Origin of the sequence: Tsuneonella troitsensis (assembly GCF_001441535.1) — a bacterium.
In the GTDB taxonomy this organism is placed as follows: Bacteria; Pseudomonadota; Alphaproteobacteria; order Sphingomonadales; family Sphingomonadaceae; genus Tsuneonella; species Tsuneonella troitsensis.
In genome coordinates this window covers 149,634-168,346 of record NZ_LMAU01000002.1, presented here as the reverse complement: position 1 = coordinate 168,346, position 18,713 = coordinate 149,634, and the positions used below count along the sequence as shown (strand labels likewise).

The 18,713-nt window shown below is 62.9% G+C and carries 18 protein-coding genes and 1 tRNA gene; 11 read left to right on the top strand and 8 right to left on the bottom strand.

Translation table 11 applies throughout. The annotated features are described in order from the left end of the window. The first annotated feature begins 207 nt into the window (after positions 1-207). The gene (locus AR323_RS04385) at positions 208-741 is read left to right on the top strand and encodes a hypothetical protein (protein WP_057882752.1); all 534 of its coding nucleotides are present in this window, start codon (positions 208-210) and stop codon (positions 739-741) included. A gap of 206 nt (positions 742-947) precedes the next feature. Beyond that, the gene (locus AR323_RS04380; RefSeq protein WP_057882751.1) at positions 948-1,256 is read left to right on the top strand and encodes an MliC family protein; all 309 of its coding nucleotides are present in this window, start codon (positions 948-950) and stop codon (positions 1,254-1,256) included. Positions 1,257-1,282: 26 nt separating this feature from the next. Here the strand turns inward: AR323_RS04380 and AR323_RS04375 are convergent. Continuing rightward, positions 1,283-1,372 (bottom strand) — tRNA-Ser (locus AR323_RS04375). Positions 1,373-1,460: 88 nt separating this feature from the next. Between AR323_RS04375 and AR323_RS04370 the strand changes: the two genes are divergently transcribed. The 9 genes from AR323_RS04370 (at position 1,461) to mazG (ending at position 9,447) form a co-directional block, all read left to right on the top strand. Next, the gene (locus AR323_RS04370; RefSeq protein WP_057882750.1) at positions 1,461-2,480 is read left to right on the top strand and encodes a lytic murein transglycosylase; all 1,020 of its coding nucleotides are present in this window, start codon (positions 1,461-1,463) and stop codon (positions 2,478-2,480) included. Positions 2,481-2,607: 127 nt separating this feature from the next. Then, positions 2,608-3,771 carry a D-alanyl-D-alanine carboxypeptidase family protein gene (locus AR323_RS04365; protein WP_235510449.1) on the top strand — a complete coding sequence of 388 codons (1,164 nt, stop codon included), beginning with the start codon at positions 2,608-2,610 and terminating at the stop codon, positions 3,769-3,771. After that, positions 3,771-4,409: a dTMP kinase gene (tmk, locus tag AR323_RS04360; RefSeq protein ID WP_057882749.1), complete on the top strand. Its 639-nt coding sequence runs from the start codon at positions 3,771-3,773 to the stop codon at positions 4,407-4,409. Before AR323_RS04365 ends, tmk begins: the two co-directional genes overlap by 1 nt. Further along, on the top strand, positions 4,406-5,368 hold the full coding sequence (locus tag AR323_RS04355; protein WP_057882748.1) for a DNA polymerase III subunit delta': 963 nt from the start codon (positions 4,406-4,408) through the stop codon (positions 5,366-5,368). Before tmk ends, AR323_RS04355 begins: the two co-directional genes overlap by 4 nt. Next, entirely contained in the window at positions 5,361-6,923 is a 1,563-nt protein-coding gene (metG, locus tag AR323_RS04350; protein ID WP_057882747.1) for a methionine--tRNA ligase, read from the top strand. Before AR323_RS04355 ends, metG begins: the two co-directional genes overlap by 8 nt. Beyond that, positions 6,920-7,699: a TatD family hydrolase gene (locus AR323_RS04345; RefSeq protein ID WP_057882746.1), complete on the top strand. Its 780-nt coding sequence runs from the start codon at positions 6,920-6,922 to the stop codon at positions 7,697-7,699. Before metG ends, AR323_RS04345 begins: the two co-directional genes overlap by 4 nt. Further along, complete coding sequence (locus tag AR323_RS04340) at positions 7,696-8,463, top strand: MBL fold metallo-hydrolase (RefSeq protein ID WP_057882745.1); 768 nt, start codon at positions 7,696-7,698, stop codon at positions 8,461-8,463. Before AR323_RS04345 ends, AR323_RS04340 begins: the two co-directional genes overlap by 4 nt. After that, positions 8,460-8,630 (top strand): hypothetical protein, encoded by a 171-nt coding sequence (locus AR323_RS14910; protein WP_164461524.1) that lies wholly within the window; start codon positions 8,460-8,462, stop codon positions 8,628-8,630. The genes AR323_RS04340 and AR323_RS14910 overlap by 4 nt, the downstream gene beginning before the upstream one ends. 55 nt (positions 8,631-8,685) lie before the next feature. After that, positions 8,686-9,447 carry a nucleoside triphosphate pyrophosphohydrolase gene (mazG, locus tag AR323_RS04335; RefSeq protein WP_057882744.1) on the top strand — a complete coding sequence of 254 codons (762 nt, stop codon included), beginning with the start codon at positions 8,686-8,688 and terminating at the stop codon, positions 9,445-9,447. Here the strand turns inward: mazG and hflX are convergent. The 7 genes from hflX to dusB form a co-directional block, all read right to left on the bottom strand. Continuing rightward, positions 9,442-10,740, bottom strand: a complete 1,299-nt coding sequence (hflX, locus tag AR323_RS04330; RefSeq protein ID WP_057882743.1) for a GTPase HflX — start codon at positions 10,738-10,740, stop codon at positions 9,442-9,444. The two genes, mazG and hflX, sit on opposite strands and share 6 nt — an antisense overlap. Before the next feature lie 17 nt (positions 10,741-10,757). Then, positions 10,758-11,315 (bottom strand): RNA chaperone Hfq, encoded by a 558-nt coding sequence (gene hfq, locus AR323_RS04325; protein ID WP_057882742.1) that lies wholly within the window; start codon positions 11,313-11,315, stop codon positions 10,758-10,760. Positions 11,316-11,468: 153 nt separating this feature from the next. Further along, positions 11,469-12,845, bottom strand: coding sequence for a nitrogen assimilation response regulator NtrX (ntrX, locus tag AR323_RS04320; protein WP_057882741.1), 1,377 nt, complete (start codon positions 12,843-12,845; stop codon positions 11,469-11,471). Positions 12,846-12,861: 16 nt separating this feature from the next. After that, complete coding sequence (locus AR323_RS04315; protein WP_057882740.1) at positions 12,862-15,096, bottom strand: sensor histidine kinase; 2,235 nt, start codon at positions 15,094-15,096, stop codon at positions 12,862-12,864. Positions 15,097-15,153: 57 nt separating this feature from the next. Next, a complete protein-coding gene (locus AR323_RS04310) occupies positions 15,154-16,572 on the bottom strand; it encodes a sigma-54-dependent transcriptional regulator (protein ID WP_057882739.1) in 1,419 nt (472 codons plus the stop codon). 5 nt (positions 16,573-16,577) lie between these two features. After that, on the bottom strand, positions 16,578-17,660 hold the full coding sequence (locus tag AR323_RS04305) for a two-component system sensor histidine kinase NtrB (RefSeq protein ID WP_235510448.1): 1,083 nt from the start codon (positions 17,658-17,660) through the stop codon (positions 16,578-16,580). Further along, positions 17,657-18,673 (bottom strand): tRNA dihydrouridine synthase DusB, encoded by a 1,017-nt coding sequence (gene dusB / locus AR323_RS04300; protein WP_057882738.1) that lies wholly within the window; start codon positions 18,671-18,673, stop codon positions 17,657-17,659. The genes AR323_RS04305 and dusB overlap by 4 nt, the downstream gene beginning before the upstream one ends. Between the last annotated feature and the right edge of the window lie 40 nt (positions 18,674-18,713).

Below are 18,713 nucleotides of genomic sequence, written 5' to 3'. Positions count from 1 at the left end.
CGATTTGCGCTGTCTTGCGACCGGGAAGAGCATAAAGTTGCGTACCGGGTTGTCGCGTCAACGAAAAACTGTGGTCGTACGAAACGTTTGCCTAGGCAACATCTGTTCGGGAGCACATATATGTCAATATCCAGAAACTTACTGAAGATACTCGCCGTTGGCGCGCTCGTGTTGCCTATGCACGCTGCTTCGCAATCGCGCGGCTAGATGACATTCTACAGCCAGATCGGATTCGGCGGACAGACGTACACGGTCACCGGCCCGCGCGAGAATGTCCGCATTCCTTTCACCGTCCGCAGCGCGCGACTCGCGCGGGGCGAAACGTGGGAAGTCTGCACGGATAATTCGTACCGGGGCCGCTGCAACCTGGTGAACGAGGATCAGGGCAACGTGGCCTGGATCGTCGGCTCCGTTCGACCTGCGGCAGGAACGCTGCCCACGCCCCAGCCAGGCTCTTCGGAATTGACGCTCTACAGTCAGATCGGGTTTCGCGGGCAAAGCTACACCGTAACGGGTCCGCGCACGTCCATCCGCATTCCCTTCACGGCCCGGAGCGCCCGCATGACCGGGGGCGGGACCTGGGAAATCTGCACCAGCACCGACTATCGCGGCCGCTGCAATACCGTGAGCGAGGATCAGGGCAACGTCGCGTGGGTCGTCGGTTCTGCCCGTCCGGCGGGTGGCGCCACACCGCTTCCTCCCGCGAACCAGTCGTCGCTGCGTGGGATGGCGTCGGCTTAATTCCCGCAACCGTCCGATTTCCGCGGCCGGGTTCTGGCGTGCAACCGTTCGAACGCGACCGGCGCATGTGCATCCCAGACCGCCGATCGGTTCTGCGTCAGCCAAGGCTGGACCACTTCCAAGCATGAACTGATGGAGACCGTCGGCGGCCGGGTTTACCTTTCCGACGTGCTCTGCACCCGCGCGCGTTGAAAAGGGGAAAGACCATGAAAAAGGTGTTTGGAGCGGTTCTTCTGACCGCTGCACTGGCTGGATGTGCGACGATCGGTCCGGTTCGCCGCGTGGCTTATGTCTGCGAGAGCGGAACGGCGCTCGACGTGCTTTATACGGGTGAAACGGCACGGATCATGGCCACGGTGGGAAAGCCGATCGTCCTGCAGCAGCGAGAGACGGGTTCCGGGTTCTGGTATGAATCACCGACTCACTCGCTGCGCGGCAAAGGTGAGGAGGTCACATATACGGTCGGCCGAATGGCTCCGATGACCTGCCGCGAGGATAGGCGTCAGCCGCGCTGAACGTTGCCGAATTTTCGCCGTGGGTGTGGCGGACAGGGTGGGATTCGAACCCACGGTGAGCTTGCACCCACGGCGGTTTTCAAGACCGCTGCCTTAAACCACTCGGCCACCTGTCCGACAAAGCGAGCGGTTAGCGAGACGGATTGCGATTGTCACGAACCGATTGTGGTTTGCGCCGTTGTACCCCCTGTGCGACAAAGCCTGATGCGTTTGACTCTCCTTGCAATTTCGGCGTCGCTGGCCGTCGCCTGTTCGCCTGCCCCATCGACCGCGCAGGACATGTCGTTCGACGCGTATCTTCAGGTCCTTATCGCCCGGGCCCGCGCCGAAGGGGTCAGCGAGCCCACGATCCAGCGGATGACGTATGACCTGACACCCAACAGCCGGGTGATCGAACTCGATCGCGCGCAGCCGGGCACGCCTTCGTCGAGCGGCAGCTTTCCGCGCCTGCAGACCTATCTCGATCGGCACGTCGATGCTTCCCGGATCAATGGCGGGCGTCGCAATTATCAGGCACTCGGCCCTCTCGCCTCGCAACTGGAGGCCCGTTACGGTGTGCCGGCCAAGATGCTGATCGCGATCTGGGGGCATGAAACGAACTACGGTAGTTACACCGGGGATTTCGACCTGGCACGCAGCTTGGCGACCCTCGCCTGGGAAGGCCGGCGCCGGGACCTGTTCGCGACCGAGTTCGTCGACCTGCTGAAGGTCGCCGATCTGGGCGTGAACCGGTCGACTCTCAAGGGAAGCTGGGCAGGCGCATTCGGATATCCGCAGTTCCTGCCCAGCATCTATCTCCGCCTGGCACAGGACGGCGACGGCGACGGACGACGCGATATCTGGACCAACCGGTCCGACACGCTGGCATCGATCGCCAACTACTTCCGCGACGCCGGCTGGCGCCGCGGCCAGCCTTGGGGCGTTCAGGCTAGCGTACCGTCGGGATTGGACTGGAACGCGCTCCGGTCGCCGATGAACTCGCCGGTCTGCAACAGCGTTCACCAGCGCCACAGTCGCTGGATGAGTGTCGGAGAGTGGAAGCGCATGGGCGTACAGCCACTCGCCAATCTGGACGATACCGTCACGGCGTCGCTATTCCAGCCAGACGGGCCGGGCACGCGCGCGTGGCTGTTGACCGCGAATTACCGGGTCATCCTCGAATACAACTGTTCGAACTACTATGCGATGAGCGTGGGCCTGCTCGCGGATGAGATCGCCCGCTAAATCTATCGCACGTCTAGCCGGGGACAGGCGGATGCGGCGCTCGCCAAGCTAAGGGGCGCTGGATATAGCGATCGGCGAGTCCATATCGCAGATTGAGCTGTCGGCATCACCGGTGGCGGGAGTATCGTTGACGACAACCGCAAAGTTTCTGCTTACTTGCGTTGCGCTGGTCGCCGGCAGCGGCGCCGCAAGCGCCGATCTCCCGAAGATCGAGCCGGCGGCTCCTCCTCCATTGGAGGTGCCTATCGCTCTGCTGGTGGATCTGTCTTCGGGCCAGACGCTGTACGCCCGCGAACCGGATCGCCGTTTCATGCCGGCGTCGATCACCAAAGTGATGACGGCCTTCACCGTCTTCGAAATGATCGCGGCCGGAAAGATTTCGCCCGAGCAGCAGTTGCTCGTCAATGACGAGATATGGTCGGACTGGCATGGCGTCGGATCGACCATGTTCCTGGCAAACCGGCAGCGCGTCACCGTCGATGCCCTCCTGTACGGAATCACCACCGTTTCAGCCAATGACGGTGCCGCCGTGCTCGCGCATGGGCTGGCCGGATCGCTCCCGGCGTGGAGCGAGCGCATGAATGCGACAGCGCGTTCGATCGGGATGCGCGACAGCCACTTCTCCACGCCGAACGGATGGATGGACGAAGGGCGTACTTTCACGACGGCCCGCGATCTCGCCACATTGGCGGAGGCGATGATCACGCGGCACCCGGCTCTCTACGAGCGATACTTCGGCAACCGTCGTTTGAAGTTCAACAATATCGAACAGCGCAATCACGATCCCGTGACCGGAGTGGTGGAGGGCGCGGACGGGATAAAGTCGGGCTTCACCAACCAGGCAGGGTTTGGGTTTCTGGGGAGCGCGGAGCGCGATGGTCGGAGGCTCGTCTCGATCGTGGCCGGATCGCCGACCGGGCGAATGCAGAAGGCCGCCTCGCGCGCTTTCCTCGAGTGGGGGTTCCGATCCTTCGAGGGTCATCCGCTGTTCGACCAGGGTGAAGTTGTGGGGGAAGCGCGCGTACAGGGAGGATCTGCCAGAACCGTGCCGCTCATCGCCCAGCGCCCGATCGGTTACGACCTTCCGGTCGGTCAGACCGCCAAGGTCACTCTATCGATCCGCTACGAAGGCCCGCTCCGCGCGCCCATTGCGCAGGGTGAACAGGTTGCCGAACTCGAGATAGCGGTCGAAGGCCTTCGCCCATCGCGTGTACCGCTCGTCGCGGCGCAGCCGATCGAGGAGGCCAACATCGCCGAAAGACTGGTGAACGGCGTGGCCGGCTTGTTCTGATGGCCCGCGGTCGGTTCATCGCGCTCGAGGGCGGGGAGGGTTGCGGGAAGTCCACCCAAGCACGACTGCTCGTGGACGCGCTGCGACACCGGGGCATCGCAGTCGAACTCACTCGCGAGCCCGGAGGAACGCCGGGCGCCGAGGCGATCAGGCGCCTTCTGCTGGATCCGCCTGGGGAAGGGTGGGGCCCGCAGGCCGAGGCGTTGTTGTTCGCGGCGGCCCGCGCCGATCACGTCGCCCGGCTGATTCGTCCGGCGATCGAAGAGGGACGCTGGGTCGTATCGGATCGTTTCGTCGATTCGAGCCGCGCATATCAGGGTGGGGCAGGGGGCATCGGTGACGAAGTCGTGCAGGCGCTTCATGCAATCGGCAGCGACGGCCTTCGCCCCGATCTGACGATTATTTTGACCGTCGACGCTGAAACGGCCCTGGAGCGCACGCGCTTGCGCGATGGCGACGTGGGCGATGCGATCGGGAATCGGGATGCACCCTACCACCGTGCCGTCAGCGATACGTTCGCACGATTGGCCGGAGAAAGCCCATCGGACTTTGCGATCATTCCGGGCGGTGAAGCGCCGGAAACGGTCCATCAGGCGATCATGCGCGCAATCGCACCGTTTATTGCGGAAGCGGCATGACCTTGATCGGTCACGATGCAGCCTGGCGCGAGTGGCGTGAAGGCCTCGCCGGTGAGAGGATGCATCATGCCTGGCTGCTGGCCGGCAAGAAGGGCCTCGGTAAAATGCATTTCGCGCTCGCGGCTGCTCGCGAACTCGTAGCCGAAACGGGAGTGCCGCAGCCGGTAGGTCAGCATCCCGATATCCTTGTTCTCACGAACCTTCCCAAAGACGACAAGGAAGAGAAGAAGCGCGACGACGGCAAGTCGTTCGAACTGGCGCGAAACATCAAGATCGCGCAAATTCGCGAAATGCAGCGGCGCCTGACGACGCGGCCAACGCTCGGCAGCCGACGCGTAGTAATCGTCGATCCGGCCGACGATATGGAAACGGGATCATCCAACGCTCTTCTCAAGAGCCTGGAAGAGCCTCCTGCGGGCACATTTTTCCTCCTCGTCGCGCATCGACCGGCGCGGCTGCTTCCCACCATCCGGTCGCGCTGCCGGCTCCTGCGATTTCCCACCCTGGACGACGCGGCAATTGCGCGGGTGGTTGCGGACCACGCGCCCGAAACGGATGGCGCAACCCGCGCAGCCGCCGTCGCGGCGGCGGCCGGATCGCCGGGAGCAGCGATCGAATTCGTGTCGCAAGACCTCGGTCCGGTCGACTCGCTGATGCGCGAGATCGCGCGTGCCGGCGATCCGGACTTCGAGTTGCGCGGCAAGCTCGCAGGCGAAATCGGTGCGCGACCGGACCGCGAACGCATGGCCGCCGTGCTCGATCTCGCTCGCGCTACATTGTCTCGAATGGCGGCCACGGCACCCCGAGCCGCCTTGCCCGCGATCGTCGATGCGCATGCAGACGTGGTCCGCCTTTCGGCGCAGGCTCCCACCCACAACTTCGACCCGGGCATTCTGGTCATGCAGATCGGTGGCTTGCTCGCCTCGGCAGCCGCCGCTAGCAGCCTGACCGATGCCTGACCCTTATTATCTCACCACCGCGATCAACTACCCCAACGGCAAGCCGCATATCGGCCATGCCTACGAAGCAATCGCTGCCGATGTGATCGCTCGGGTCAAAAAGGCGCAAGGTTTCGACGTTCGCCTTGTGACCGGGACGGATGAGCACGGGCTGAAAATGGACAAGACCGCGCGCGCTGCAGGGCGTGACACGCTCGAGTTCGCGGACGAAATGTCCGGATATTTCCGGCAGATGTGCGCCACACTTGGCATCGGCTACAGCGCGTTTCGGCGGACCACCGAAGCGCAGCACCACGCGGCGAGCCAAGCCTTGTGGCAAGCGATGGCAGACGCCGGCGACCTTTATCTCGATCGCTACGAAGGATGGTATTCGGTGCGCGACGAGGCCTTCTACGGCGAAGGCGAACTGGTCGACGGGGAGGGGGGTACGAAGCTTTCACCCCAAGGTACCCCTGTGGAATGGCAGGTCGAGGAGAGCTGGTTTTTCCGGCTGTCGAAGTATCGCGACTATCTGATCGAGCTGAACGAGACCCCGGGTTTCCTCGAGCCCGAGAGCCGGCGTAACGAAGTGCTCGCGTTTCTGAAGGGGAACGACCTTCGCGACCTGTCGGTAAGCCGCACCAGTTTCGACTGGGGTGTGCCCGTGCCGGGCAGCCCTGGCCACGTGATGTATGTGTGGGTCGACGCTCTGACGACATATCTGACCGGAATAGGTTTTCCGGAGCAAGAAGGGGAGTTCGACCGGTTCTGGCCCGCCGACCTGCACCTGATCGGCAAGGACATCGTCCGTTTCCACGCCGTCTACTGGCCGGCGTTCCTGAAAAGCGCGGGCCTCCCGGCTCCCAAGGCGATCTTCGGCCACGGCTTTCTCCTCCACCGCGGGGAAAAGATGTCGAAGTCCACAGGCAACGTGGTCGACCCGATCGAACTGGCGGAGCGATACGGGACCGATCAGTTGCGGTATTTTCTGCTCGCGGAAGTGCCGTTCGGGAAAGACGGCAGCTTCTCGGATGAAGCGATCGTGACACGCTGCAATGCCGAACTCGCGAACAGCTTCGGAAATCTGGCACAACGGGTTTTGTCGATGGTTTTCAAGAACCTGGAAGGCAGACTCACGGGCGATCTCCCTTTATCCCCGGCCGATGCGGAATTGTCCGCGGTGGTGGCAGGGGAGCTCGCCACGATGCAGGAACGCTTCCACGCCCTCGCCTTCAGCGAAGGGATCGAGGCTTGGATGCGCGCCGTATTCGCCTGCAACGCCTATGTCGACGACCAGGCTCCGTGGGCGTTGCGCAAGACCGATCCAGATCGAATGGCGGCAGTATTGATGACGCTGGTTCGGCAGGTCCGCGACCTGGCGATCGCCATCCGCCCGGTGGTACCGGGCAGCGTCGATTCACTGCTCGACCAGATGGGAATTGCGGTCGACGCACGGGACTTTGCAGCACTTCAAGACAAGGATTGGCTGTCGAAGCTCGCGTCGAATGGCGGCCGGATCGAACAACCGGTCGGGGTCTTTCCACGCCTCGAACTCGCTGCCGAAGAGGCTGCGTGAGGCTGATCGACAGCCATTGCCACCTCGAATACGAGGGCGTCGTCGAGGACCGGAGCGGTGTGCTCGATCGCGCCCGCGCGGCCGGTGTGACCGGTATGCTCAACATCTCGACCCGTCGGAGCGAATGGGATGCGGTCATCGGTACCGCGGCGGACAACTCGGATATCTGGGCCAGCGTGGGCATTCACCCGCACGAAGCCGATGGCCATGCCGACCTGGGCAGGGACGCATTGCTCGAAGCCGCCTCACACCCAAAGGTGATCAGCATCGGGGAAAGCGGCCTCGATTATTATTATGACAAGTCGGATCGGTCCGTGCAGCGCGATCTGTTCCGGATGCATATCGGCGTGGCGCGCGAAACTGGCCTGCCGATCATCATCCACACTCGCGATGCGGAAGAAGACACGGCGGCTATCCTGTCCGACGAGAGGGAGAAGGGCGCATTCCCGGCCCTGATCCACTGCTTTACCGCCTCGCGCGGATTTGCCCGTACCGTCCTCGACCTTGGCCTCTCGATATCCCTATCGGGAATAGTTACGTTCAAGAATGCGAAGGAACTTCAGGAAATCGCGAGAGAACTTCCCATCGAGAAGATGCTGGTCGAAACCGATAGCCCGTTCCTTGCCCCGATCCCGCATCGCGGCAGGCCGTGCGAACCTGCATTCGTGCGCGACACCGCCGCGTTCGTCGCGGATTTGCGTGGCACGGAACTCGAACACCTGGCGAACGAAACGAGCGACAACTTCTTCCGTTTGTTCGGAAAAGCGGCTGCATGAAGCTCCTCATGCTTGGGTCCGGCACGTCGACGGGTGTGCCGCGCATCGGTGACGACTGGGGTGAATGCGATCCCTCGGAGCCCCGGAACCGGCGGACCCGGGTATCGATCATGGTCGAAAACGCCGAGGGCCGCCGGTTGCTTGTCGATACTTCGACAGATCTTCGCCACCAGCTGCTCGCCAACGGGATAGACAAGGTCGACGGCGTTTTCTGGACGCACGATCATGCCGATCATTGTCACGGTATCGATGACTTGCGCGTGATGCGATACGATCGGTCGGGGCCGCTGCCTGCTTTTGCAGCGAACGAAACCGCCAGGCGATTGCGCGCTCGCTTCGGTTACATCTTTGCCGGTGAGCATGGGTATCCGACGATCTGCGAACTCAATACGCTGGAACGCCTACGGATATTCGCCGGGTTCGGCATCGGTCATTGCCAAATGCCTCACGGGCCGGCCAGGTCCACGGCATTTCGCTTCGATGCCGACGGGAAATCAATCGGTTATGCCACGGACTTCAGCGAGATCGTTCCGGCATTGGTCGAGCTTTTTCAGCGCGTCGACTTACTGGTTGTCGACTGCCTGCGCCGGCGGCCGCATCCTACGCACGCGCATCTCGACATGGCGCTGGAACTATCGCGAAAGTGCGCTGCAGGACGGACCGTCTTGACGCATCTCGACAAGTCGATGGATTATCGCACGCTGGCTGCCGAAGTGCCCAAGGGCGTCGAAGTCGGCTACGACGGCTTGGAGATCGTGCTGTGAGCGAATTCGGCGCTGTCCAGTTGATCGCACTTTTTGCGTGGCTGATCTTGGCCGGAAGCGCGGTCGCATCCTATCGGCTCGGTTGGAAGGAAGGCGTTCGCATCGGTCTGATCTGGGGAGGCATTTTCGTAGCGGTGTTTTTGATCTTCAGCATGGCGATGGGGTGAGAATGAACCTCTCCAGCCGAATTCGATTTAACATAATATATATTATCATCGCAGCATGTCCGAGCAGCTAGACCGCCTCCTCCGCATCATGGCGACCTTGCGCGACCCGGTGAGTGGTTGCGATTGGGATCGTGCGCAGCGATTCGAGACCATCGTCCCGCACACGATCGAGGAAGCATACGAAGTTGCCGACGCGGTTTCTCGCGGCGATCTTGCCGACATCCGGGATGAACTTGGCGACTTGCTGTTCCAAGTCGTCTTCCAGGCGCGGATAGCCGAGGAAGACGGTGCGTTTGCATTCGACGATGTCGCGCGCTCGATTGCCGACAAACTGGAAGCTCGCCATCCCCACATCTTTGGCGACGCCCCACCGCCGGGGGAAGCCCGTGACGCGCGCTGGGAAGCACTCAAGGCCGCCGAAAGGGACGCCAAGGGCGCAACCAGCGCGCTCGACGGAGTTGCGATGGCACTCCCGGCACTGATGCGGGCGGACAAGCTTCAAAAGCGCGCAGCCAGGGTGGGCTTCGATTGGCCGGACACCGAAGGTCCGGCCGAAAAGCTCGTCGAGGAAATGCGTGAACTAGCCGAAAGCGATGAGGCCGGCCGCATGGAGGAGGCGGGAGACCTTCTGTTCGCAGCGGTCAACCTGGTGCGGGCTCATGGCATCGCACCCGAAGACGCGCTGCGCGCTGCGAACGCGAAATTCGAGCGCCGCTTTCGCGCCATGGAACGGATGGCGGACGGAAATTTCGCCGACCGTTCGCTCGAAGAGCTGGAGAAACTCTGGCAGGCGGTCAAGGCATCCGAACGGTCATAGCGTCTCGAACTGCCCAAGCTCCTTTGGGTTGAGTCGAACCGCGAGCCTGCGCAACGGGCCTTCGGGTCCAGTACCCGCCTCACCCTCTTCCACCACGTCGCCATGTGCGTGGAGCCATGCGATCTGTCGTCCGGCGCTGGCAGGCAGGACGAATTCGTGAACCCTTGCGCCTTGCGTGAGCTGTTCGCCGAGGCGGGCAAGCAAATCGTCCACCCCCTGCCCCGATACGGCGGAGATGGCGACCGTCATATCGTCGGATGAAGCTGCAGCCGTCACATCTTCCGACGCTTCCGCAGACAGGAGATCGATCTTGTTCCAGACTTCGATGATCGGGATGTTTGCGCCCCCCTCCCCCTCGATCACGCCGAGATCGCCGAGCACCTCGAGAACCTGAGCCTTTTGCGCCTGTGTCGACGGGTTTGCGATGTCCCGCACATGGAGAATCAGGTCCGCCCCGGTTACCTCTTCCAGCGTCGCGCGGAATGCGGCCACGAGTTGGGTCGGCAAGTCGGAGATAAAGCCTACCGTGTCCGAAATGATCGCCTTCTCCACGCCGGGAAGCGCGATCGATCGCATCGTCGGGTCGAGTGTGGCGAACAGCAAATCCTCAGCCATCACCTCCGCCCCGGTCAGGCGGTTGAACAGGGTCGACTTGCCCGCATTCGTGTAGCCCACCAGCGCGATGATCGGCCAAGGCGCACGCCCGCGCCGTTCGCGGTGGAGTGCGCGGGTTTTCCGCACGCTTTCGAGTTCCTTGCGAAGGCGCGCCATCCGCTGGCGGATCATCCGTCGGTCGGCCTCGATCTGGGTTTCGCCGGGTCCGCCGAGAAAGCCGAATCCGCCGCGCTGACGCTCCAAGTGCGTCCATGACCGAACGAGGCGGCTCTGCTGGTAATCGAGGTGCGCTAATTCGACCTGCAGCCGGCCTTCGGCGGTCGCTGCTCGCTCGCCGAAAATTTCGAGGATCAGGCCGGTGCGATCAATGACCTTGCGCTTCAGGGCGTCTTCGAGATTACGCTGCTGGATCGGTGTCAGCGCACCGTCGATGACGACCAGTTCGGCCTCATGTTGCTCGCAGGCGATACGGATGTTGTCGACCTGGCCGGCGCCGAACAGAGTGCCGGGCCGAACCTGCCTGATCGGCAAGACGGACGCATCGGCGACCACGATGCCGATGGCAAGCGCAAGGCCGCACGCCTCCTCAAGCCGAGCCTCGGGCTCAAGATCATGGTGACGTCCACGCACGTCGGGACAAACGACAAGGGCCCGCGCGCCGCGCGAGACCTCTCCCATCAGGTTTTCGTCGAAACTCAGTCGCTGTCGCCTTCGAATTCGTCGGACAAATCGACCGCCGTCGCCGGCTGGATCGTCGATACCGCGTGCTTGTACGCAAGCTGCACGTATCCGTCGCGTTCCAGCAACGTGCAGAACAGGTCATAAGCGGCGATCTTGCCCTGAAGCATGACCCCGTTGACGAGGAACATGGTCACTTGAACGCCCGCCTCGCGAACGCGGCTCAGGAACACGTCCTGCAGCAAGCGCTGCTTCGCGCCCGATCCCTGGCTGGCGAACTGCGCCGCATCCAGCGGATTGGCCGGCATGATCGTCGAGACGGCATGCTTGTACACGAGTTGCGACTGCCCATCGCGGCGTAGCAGGATCGAGAAGTTGTCGAACCAGGTGACGATACCCTGGAGCTTTACCCCCTTAACGAGGAACATCGTGACCGGGGTCTTGTTCTTGCGCAAGAGGTTCAGGAACGCATCCTGAAGGGCCTGCTGCTTGCCACTCGAAGGCGGAGAAGCGGCTTCCTGATCGTCCTCCTTCGGAGGCTTCGGACGCGCGGACAACGTGCGGGAACTGGACACTTGAAACGTCTCCTGTTGTTGGCGGCCGCTTCTGCGGTCCGCAATCAGGCGAGAATTCTTTCGAACCCCCGCCGAAATCGCTGCCGAGTATGGCGCGCCCGCCTCAATTCGCAAATGCTTTTGCTGCACCTGCGTTCCAGAAGAAAATCTTGGCTAGTCCTCGTCGCGGCGATCGCCCATTCCCAGCAGCTTCAGCTTGCGATGAAGGGCGGAGCGTTCCATCCCGATAAAGCTCGCCGTTTTCGAGATATTTCCCGAAAACCGGCGGATCTGGATGTTCAGATATTCGCGTTCGAAACTCTCGCGCGCTTCGCGTAACGGGACACCCATCAACGACGAAACTGCGCCGCCCCCGCCCAGTCTGCTTCCCGTCACTTCGCCAGGAAGCATGTCCGCCTCGATCGTCTCGAGTCGCTCCCGCGGAGTGAGGATGATCGTTCTTTCTACGACGTTGCGCATCTGGCGGACGTTGCCGGGCCAGTCGTAGGCCTGAAGCGCGGCGACCGCTTCCTGGCTGACCAAGGGCGGCGGGATGCCCTGTTCCGCAGCGTATCGGGTAAAGAAGTGCTCGGCCAACGCAGGTATGTCGTCGCGGCGTTCGGCCAGCGACGGGATGGCGACCGGCACCACGTTGAGCCGGTAGAACAGGTCTTCGCGAAAGCGCTTCTCTTCCATTTCCCGCGCTAGATCGCGCGAACTGGACGACACCACCCTGACATCGACGCCGACCTGCCGATTGCCGCCGACGCGGACGAAGCTCTGCTCCGTGAGCACGCGCAGGATGCGCGCCTGCGTGGACAGCGGCATATCGGCCACTTCGTCGAGATACAGCGTTCCCCCGTCCGCCATTTCGAGCAGTCCGGGCCTGACCAGCTTGCCCTCGGCCTCCTCGCCGAACAGCTCCTGTTCGAACCGTTCGGGCGTGATGCGCGCGGAATTGACGATTACGAAGGCATTGTCGGCGCGCGGACTCCAGGAGTGAAGCAACCGTGCCGCGACTTCCTTGCCCGCCCCCGCCGGCCCGCTTATCAGGACGCGGCTTCCCGTGCTGGCCACCCGCTTCAATGTGGCGCGCACGGCATTGATCGCGGCCGAGTTGCCGGTGAATTCCTCGCCTCTTGCGAACCCTTCACGAAGGCGCGTGTTCTCGCGGCGAAGACGTTCGGTCTCGGTTGCCCGCTGGACCAGCAACAGCAGCTTTTCCGCTTCGAACGGCTTCTCGATAAAGTCCATCGCGCCGCGGCTGACGGCGCTGACGGCGGTGTCGATGTTACCGTGCCCGGAGAAGATGATGACCGGCAGTTCCGGTTCGCGCTTCTTGATTTCGTCGAGCACCTCCAGCCCATCCATCGGGCTGCCGTGCAACCAGACGTCGAGCAGGACGAGGCTTGGCCGGCGCTCGTCGACCGCGGCCAACGCAGTCGTACTGTCCCCGGCCGTTCGACATTCGTAACCTTCGTCGCTGAGAACGCCGGCGACGAGCTCGCGAATGTCGCGTTCGTCGTCGACGATCAGGATATCAAGCGCCATTGGTCCTCCAGACTGGTCATTCGGCTGCCACCGTGCCGCGTTCGGCAAGCGGATCACGGGCGAAGCGCAAGGTTACGCGCGTGCCTCCACGCGCTCCGTCCGCCGCATTGGCAAAGGTCATGTCGCCGCCGTGCTCCTCGACGATCTTGTTGACGATCGCGAGGCCAAGGCCCGTGCCCTTTTCGCGCGTCGTCACGTAAGGCTCGACTATGCGTTCGCGATCTTGCGGAAGGCCTACGCCGTTGTCGTCGACGCTAACGGAAACGAATTCGTCGGTCGACGAGAGCGCAACCGCGATCTTCCCGCGATAATCGGGTTCCGCGTTCCGCGCGCGCGCTTCGATCGCCTCCACCGCATTCTTGAGGACGTTGGTCATGGCCTGGCCGACCTGATGGCGGTCGCAGGCCATCGTGACCGCGGCCTCCGATCCCGGCTCGAAAGCAAAGTCGATGTGAGGATGGGCGACTTCCTGCAGGAACAGCGCCTGCTTGACGAGGTCCTGCGCGTCTTCGGGGCGAAAGACCGGCTTGGGCAAACGCGCAAAGCTGGAAAATTCGTCCACCATCTTCCTGAGATCGCCCACCTGCCGCACGATCGTATTGGTGAGTTCGTCGAACAGTTCACCGTCGGTATCGATCTGCTTGCGGTACCGCCGCTTGAGGCGCTCGGTAGCGAGCTGGATCGGAGTCAGCGGGTTCTTGATTTCGTGAGCGATGCGGCGTGCCACGTCGGACCAGGCGGCCTGTCGCTGATCGAGAATCTGCCGGGTAATGTCCTCGAACGTGATCACCCGACCATCGGGCGCATCGGCCACCTTGACCGCAAGGGTGAGCAGTTCACCGCCCTTGGTCCAGTTGACGATGCCGCTCGAAAGCCGCGCATCGGCGAGTGTCGCGAGCTGCGGTGCGACATCGGCCAGCGGGACGGCGGACGGGACCGGCCCCTTGTCGCCCAAGAGCAGTTCCTGTGCCGAACTGTTCATCAACAGAACGCGTCCCTCCCGATCGAGCGTCACGATCCCGGCGGAGATGGATTCGATCACCGCCTCGATGAACGCGCGCCGCTCTTCGAGCTGTCGGTTCGCGCCAAGCAGAGCCGCGGTCTGCTGCTCGATCTGGCCGACCATGCGATTGAACGCGCGATTGAGCATTCCGATCTCGTCAGAACCGGTCCGCCCTTCGACCCGCACGAAATCGCCAGCCCCTATCCTGCGCGCCGCCCCGACGAGTTGAGCCAGAGGCTCGACCTGCCGATCGGCAAATCGCAGCGCAAACCATACCGCAAGGCCAACGAGAAGAAGACTGACGAAGAAAAGCGCGAGGTTGAAGCGAAGCTGTATCTCACGGGCGCGATTTGTCAGTTGGTCGTAACCGCTCGCCACTGCGAGAGCGTTTCGCCATTGGCTGAAGCCTGACGATTCCGTATTTCGTGCCGTGTATAAGTAGACACCCGCCTCGGAATCGATCGGAACTAGTGCTTCGATGCGCGTCGGATTGCCGCTGGCAAAGACCGGCTCTCCTTCCATGAGAATTGGAATGGCTCGTTGGGCAAACCTCAGCGGCTCGTTATCGATCTGAAGGTTGGCGACTGCCGCAGTGCGAAGAGTGGCATTGTCCAATCGCTGCAATATCGCCGACTCATTGATATCACGAGAGAGCATTTGCTGGCTGTAGACGTCCGTAAAAAGCGGATCGCTCAAGTCCATGTTGCCAAGATAGTATCCAATGTCGCTTGCCATCGAGATGCTTTGCTGGCTCACCTGGAGCTGGTTCTGCTCGTAATACCCCTGCGCAAGATTGTTCGCATTCTGCATCACGCCGCGCGAATTGTCCGAGAACCAGAAATCCACTCCCGACTGGAACAGGAAAGCTGCGGACGCGGCGACGAGCAGGGTCGGCACTGCGGCAACCAGCGAAAAGAAGAATACCAGGCGCACGTGGAGGCGAGCCGTGGTTCCTTCCGCTCTCCTCAAGGCAAGCCAGCGACCGAACAGCACTATGAGTGCCATTGCAGGCACGAGAGTGCCGATCAGAAGACCCGCAACCTTGCGTGATGGCAGCAGCTGTCCGGTGGGAGGCGCACTCGTGAAAGTGTACCAGGTCGTCCAGGCCATGAAGGCAAAGGCCACCGCCGCCCCGACGGTCAGAACTGCAAACAGGTTGGCACGACGGCTCGCGACTATGAAGCGGCGCCTCCACCGCGGGATGCGATGCGCTGCTCCAGAGGGAGAATAATGATCGGCAACTGCCATCGTTGCCAGGTTACAACGGCACTGTTGCCAATATGCAAGTGCTTTTCGGCAATCCGGTCAGGCGGACCGTCCGCATGCGTCGGGATCGATCGACAAGTCGGTCAGCCGCTTGCGCAAGGTGTTGCGGTTGATCCCGAGCAGGCGGGCCGCGCGAAGCTGGTTGCCGCCGGTCTGCGTCAGGGCGTGCACGATCAGAGGGCGCTCGAATTCGGCCAGGGCATCCTCGTACAAATGCCCCTGACGGACGGGTGCGATCTTCAGCCACGATTCCAATGCGCCTGCGAAGCCGATCTCGGCGCCTCGCTCCGAAATCGCCTCCGGTGGGGTACCAAGCACCGCTTCGACCGTTTCGACGTCGATCGTCTCGTCGCGCGCCATCAGGGCGAGGCGATACATCGCATTGCGCAATTCGCGCACGTTTCCGCGCCACGGAAAACCTTCCAGCGCGGCGATCGCCGGATCGTCGATCCTTCTGCGCGGCAGTCCTTCGGATACGGCAAGTCCCAGGAAATGGCGCGCCAGGGCCGCGATATCGTCGCGCCGGTCGCGCAGGGGGGGAAGCTCGATCGGAACGACGCTCAGGCGATAGAACAGGTCCTCGCGGAAAGTGCCGGCGGCGATCATCGGGCCAAGGTTGCGGTTGGTCGCGGCCACGATGCGGACATCGACGGCGATCTCCTGACGCCCACCGACCCGCCTGATCCGTCCCGACTGCAGTGCTCTCAGAAGACGCGTCTGCGCCTCGATAGGCATGTCCCCGATCTCGTCCAGGAACAGGGTGCCGCCATTGGCCTGTTCGAACTTTCCGATCGCCTGCGCGATCGCGCCGGTAAAGGCCCCCTTCTCGTGTCCGAACAGTTCGCTTTCGATCAGGTCGTGCGGAATGGCGGCGGCGTTGACGGCCACGAATGGGCCCGACTTGCGGTGCCCCAGCTGGTGGATAGCCTCAGCGACCAGTTCCTTGCCCGTACCGGATTCGCCGAGGATCAGGACGGTCAGGTCGTTGCGGAGGACCCGCGTGATCATCCGATAGACGCCCTGCATCGCGCGGCTGCGGCCGACGAGAGGCAAGCCCTCCCCGCTCTCGTCGATTGTCGGAGCGACCTCGCTGCCACGCTGCCCGGCTGCCTGAACCACAGCTCGAACGAGTTCGTCGAGATCGAAGGGCTTGGGGAAGTATTCGAAGGCCGACAGTTCGGTCGCCCGGACCGCCGTATCGAGCGTGTTCTGCGCGGACAGCACGATGACCGGCATCGCAGGATGCCGCTCGCGCACGGCGCCCAGGCTGGCAAGGCCGTCTCCGTCGACAAGCACGACGTCCGTCAGCATGACCGAGTAAGACGTGTCCGCCAGTCGAGCGTCGCGCGAAGCGATCGAATCGACGCAGTCGACGTCGAAGCTCTCGTCCCCCAGCGCGGTGACGATCACGGTCGCGATCCCCGGATCGTCTTCGACCAACAGGATTTTGCCCGCCATCTGCCCTACCCTATCGTCCGTTTCGCCACCGGCAGGTGGATCCTGAAGTGCGTCAGGCCGGCCTTTTCATCCCGCTCGTGAGCGATACGCCCGTCCATATCCTGAACAAGTCGACGAACGAGCGCGAGGCCGAGTCCCTGCCCGCTTTTCTTGCTGCTGACGAAGGGTTCGAATACGTGCCCTCGCAATTCGGGGTCTATGCCGGGACCGTTGTCGCTGACCGTCAGTTCGATCGGCAATCGCACCGAACGCCCCGGCCGGATCGCGTTGAAGATCAGTCCGCTGACGTAACGTGTGCGGACGGTGATCCGAGAGCCGGGCTTGTCGGCGCAAGCATCGCGCGCGTTGGCCAGCAGATTTATGACGACCTGTTCGAGGGCGCCCTCGTTTCCCAGAACGGAGGGAAGCGACGGATCGAACTCCTCTTCCAGCTCCACGCCTTTCAGCCCGCCCCCACGAACCGTGCCGATGGCGCGGCGCACCGCCTCGTGCAGGTTGAGGGGCGCATTCGGTTCGGCACCGCGCGCGCCGATGCGCTGCATGCGATCGATCAGCGAAGCTATCCGCGAGACTTCGGTGGCGATCAGGTCAGCCAGCGGCCTGTCCTTCGCGTCCAGCTTGCGCGCGATAAGCTGTCCCGCGCCCCGGATTGCAGCGAGCGGGTTCTTGATTTCGTGAGCAAGGACCGCAGGGGCGCTCAGGCTGCCTGCGCTGGCTTCGTCACCCATCTCGTCCTGGCCGGCATCGGACAGGGTAACGACACGCCAACCAGGGTGCGCGGCGAGCGGGGATACCGAAAAGTTCACCCGGCGGTCCGTCTCGCCCGCGCGGATGATCACTCCTCGCGCAACGAGCGGCGCTGAATCCTCTCGGGAATGGGCGGCCACACGCGGATCATCGATCTTCACCACATCGAAAAGCGGCGAACCGATCATTCTATGGGCGCTGCGCCCCAGCATTTCTTCGCTCGCCGGATTCGCCTCCACGATGGTCATGTCGGGATCGAGCAGAAGAACGGAGAAGACCAGTCCCGCCACCTGCTCGCGCGGGGATGGCGTTTCCTCGGGCATCGCGCCCGCTTCGGTCACGCCGCCTTCCGCAGCAACAGCGGTTCGTAGAAGCGATCGATCTCTCCGAGGACTTGCGCCGGATCGTCGACGAAGTTGACCTTGTTGCGGAACTCTGCGGAACCGTGGAGGCCCTTGGTATACCACCCGATATGCTTGCGGGCCATCTTCACGCCCGTGTCGGTTCCATAGTGATCCAGCATCGCGCGGTAATGCTCGACCATCGTGGCATGCTGCTCGTCGAGCGAGGGGTCGGCCAGCGCCTCGCCCGTGCGCCACCAGTGCATCACCTGCCCAAGCAGCCATGGCCGTCCATAGGCGCCACGACCGATCATGAGGCCGTCCGCGCCGGATTGCTCGAGCGCCTTCGCCGCGTCGGGGATCGAGCAGATGTCGCCGTTCACGATTACCGGGATCGAGACCGCGTCCCTAACCTTGCGGACGAATGCCCAGTCGGCCTCGCCCTTGTACATCTGATTGCGGGTCCGGCCGTGCACCGTGATCATCTGCACGCCGAGATCCTCGGCGATGCGCGACAATTCGGGGGCGTTGAGGCTGTCGTGGTCCCACCCCATCCGCATCTTGACAGTAACCGGCACATCGACGGCTTTAACCGTCGCTTCCATGAGGCGGACCGCCAGCGGCACCTCACGCATCAGCGCGCTACCGGCAAGTTGGCCGACGACCTTGCGAACCGGGCATCCGAAGTTGATGTCGATGATCGCGGCGCCGCGATCCGCTGCCAGCTTTGCGGCCTCCCCCATCGAAACCGGATCGCAACCGACGAGCTGCATCGAAACCGGATCCTCGATCGGTGCCCATGCGGCTTTCTGGATCGACTGCCGCGTTTCGCGGATCGCCGCCTCGCTGGCGATCATTTCGGTCACGTTGAGGCCCGAGCCGTAGCGACGGACGAGTGTCCGGAACGGAAGGTCCGTCACCCCGGTCATCGGCGCGAGCACGACGGGCATGTCAATTTCCATCGGACCAACCCGGATCGGCCGCACGGGCGGAGGAAGAGGAAGCGCGCTCATTGGAAGGAATGCCTAAAATTTGGGCAGCGCATAGTGGATT

What these genes read in the sequence shown, in the direction of transcription:
- dusB (WP_057882738.1), bottom strand. Translation starts at nt 18,673, where the DNA reads ATGAGCGCGCTTCCTCTTCCTCCGCCCGTGCGGCCGATCCGGGTTGGT.
- AR323_RS04385 (WP_057882752.1), top strand. Translation starts at nt 208, where the DNA reads ATGACATTCTACAGCCAGATCGGATTCGGCGGACAGACGTACACGGTC.
- ntrX (WP_057882741.1), bottom strand. Translation starts at nt 12,845, where the DNA reads ATGGCGCTTGATATCCTGATCGTCGACGACGAACGCGACATTCGCGAG.
- AR323_RS04380 (WP_057882751.1), top strand. Translation starts at nt 948, where the DNA reads ATGAAAAAGGTGTTTGGAGCGGTTCTTCTGACCGCTGCACTGGCTGGA.
- AR323_RS04315 (WP_057882740.1), bottom strand. Translation starts at nt 15,096, where the DNA reads ATGGCAGTTGCCGATCATTATTCTCCCTCTGGAGCAGCGCATCGCATC.
- AR323_RS04340 (WP_057882745.1), top strand. Translation starts at nt 7,696, where the DNA reads ATGAAGCTCCTCATGCTTGGGTCCGGCACGTCGACGGGTGTGCCGCGC.
- hflX (WP_057882743.1), bottom strand. Translation starts at nt 10,740, where the DNA reads ATGGGAGAGGTCTCGCGCGGCGCGCGGGCCCTTGTCGTTTGTCCCGAC.
- tmk (WP_057882749.1), top strand. Translation starts at nt 3,771, where the DNA reads ATGGCCCGCGGTCGGTTCATCGCGCTCGAGGGCGGGGAGGGTTGCGGG.
- AR323_RS04370 (WP_057882750.1), top strand. Translation starts at nt 1,461, where the DNA reads ATGCGTTTGACTCTCCTTGCAATTTCGGCGTCGCTGGCCGTCGCCTGT.
- metG (WP_057882747.1), top strand. Translation starts at nt 5,361, where the DNA reads ATGCCTGACCCTTATTATCTCACCACCGCGATCAACTACCCCAACGGC.
- AR323_RS04310 (WP_057882739.1), bottom strand. Translation starts at nt 16,572, where the DNA reads ATGGCGGGCAAAATCCTGTTGGTCGAAGACGATCCGGGGATCGCGACC.
- mazG (WP_057882744.1), top strand. Translation starts at nt 8,686, where the DNA reads ATGTCCGAGCAGCTAGACCGCCTCCTCCGCATCATGGCGACCTTGCGC.
- AR323_RS04355 (WP_057882748.1), top strand. Translation starts at nt 4,406, where the DNA reads ATGACCTTGATCGGTCACGATGCAGCCTGGCGCGAGTGGCGTGAAGGC.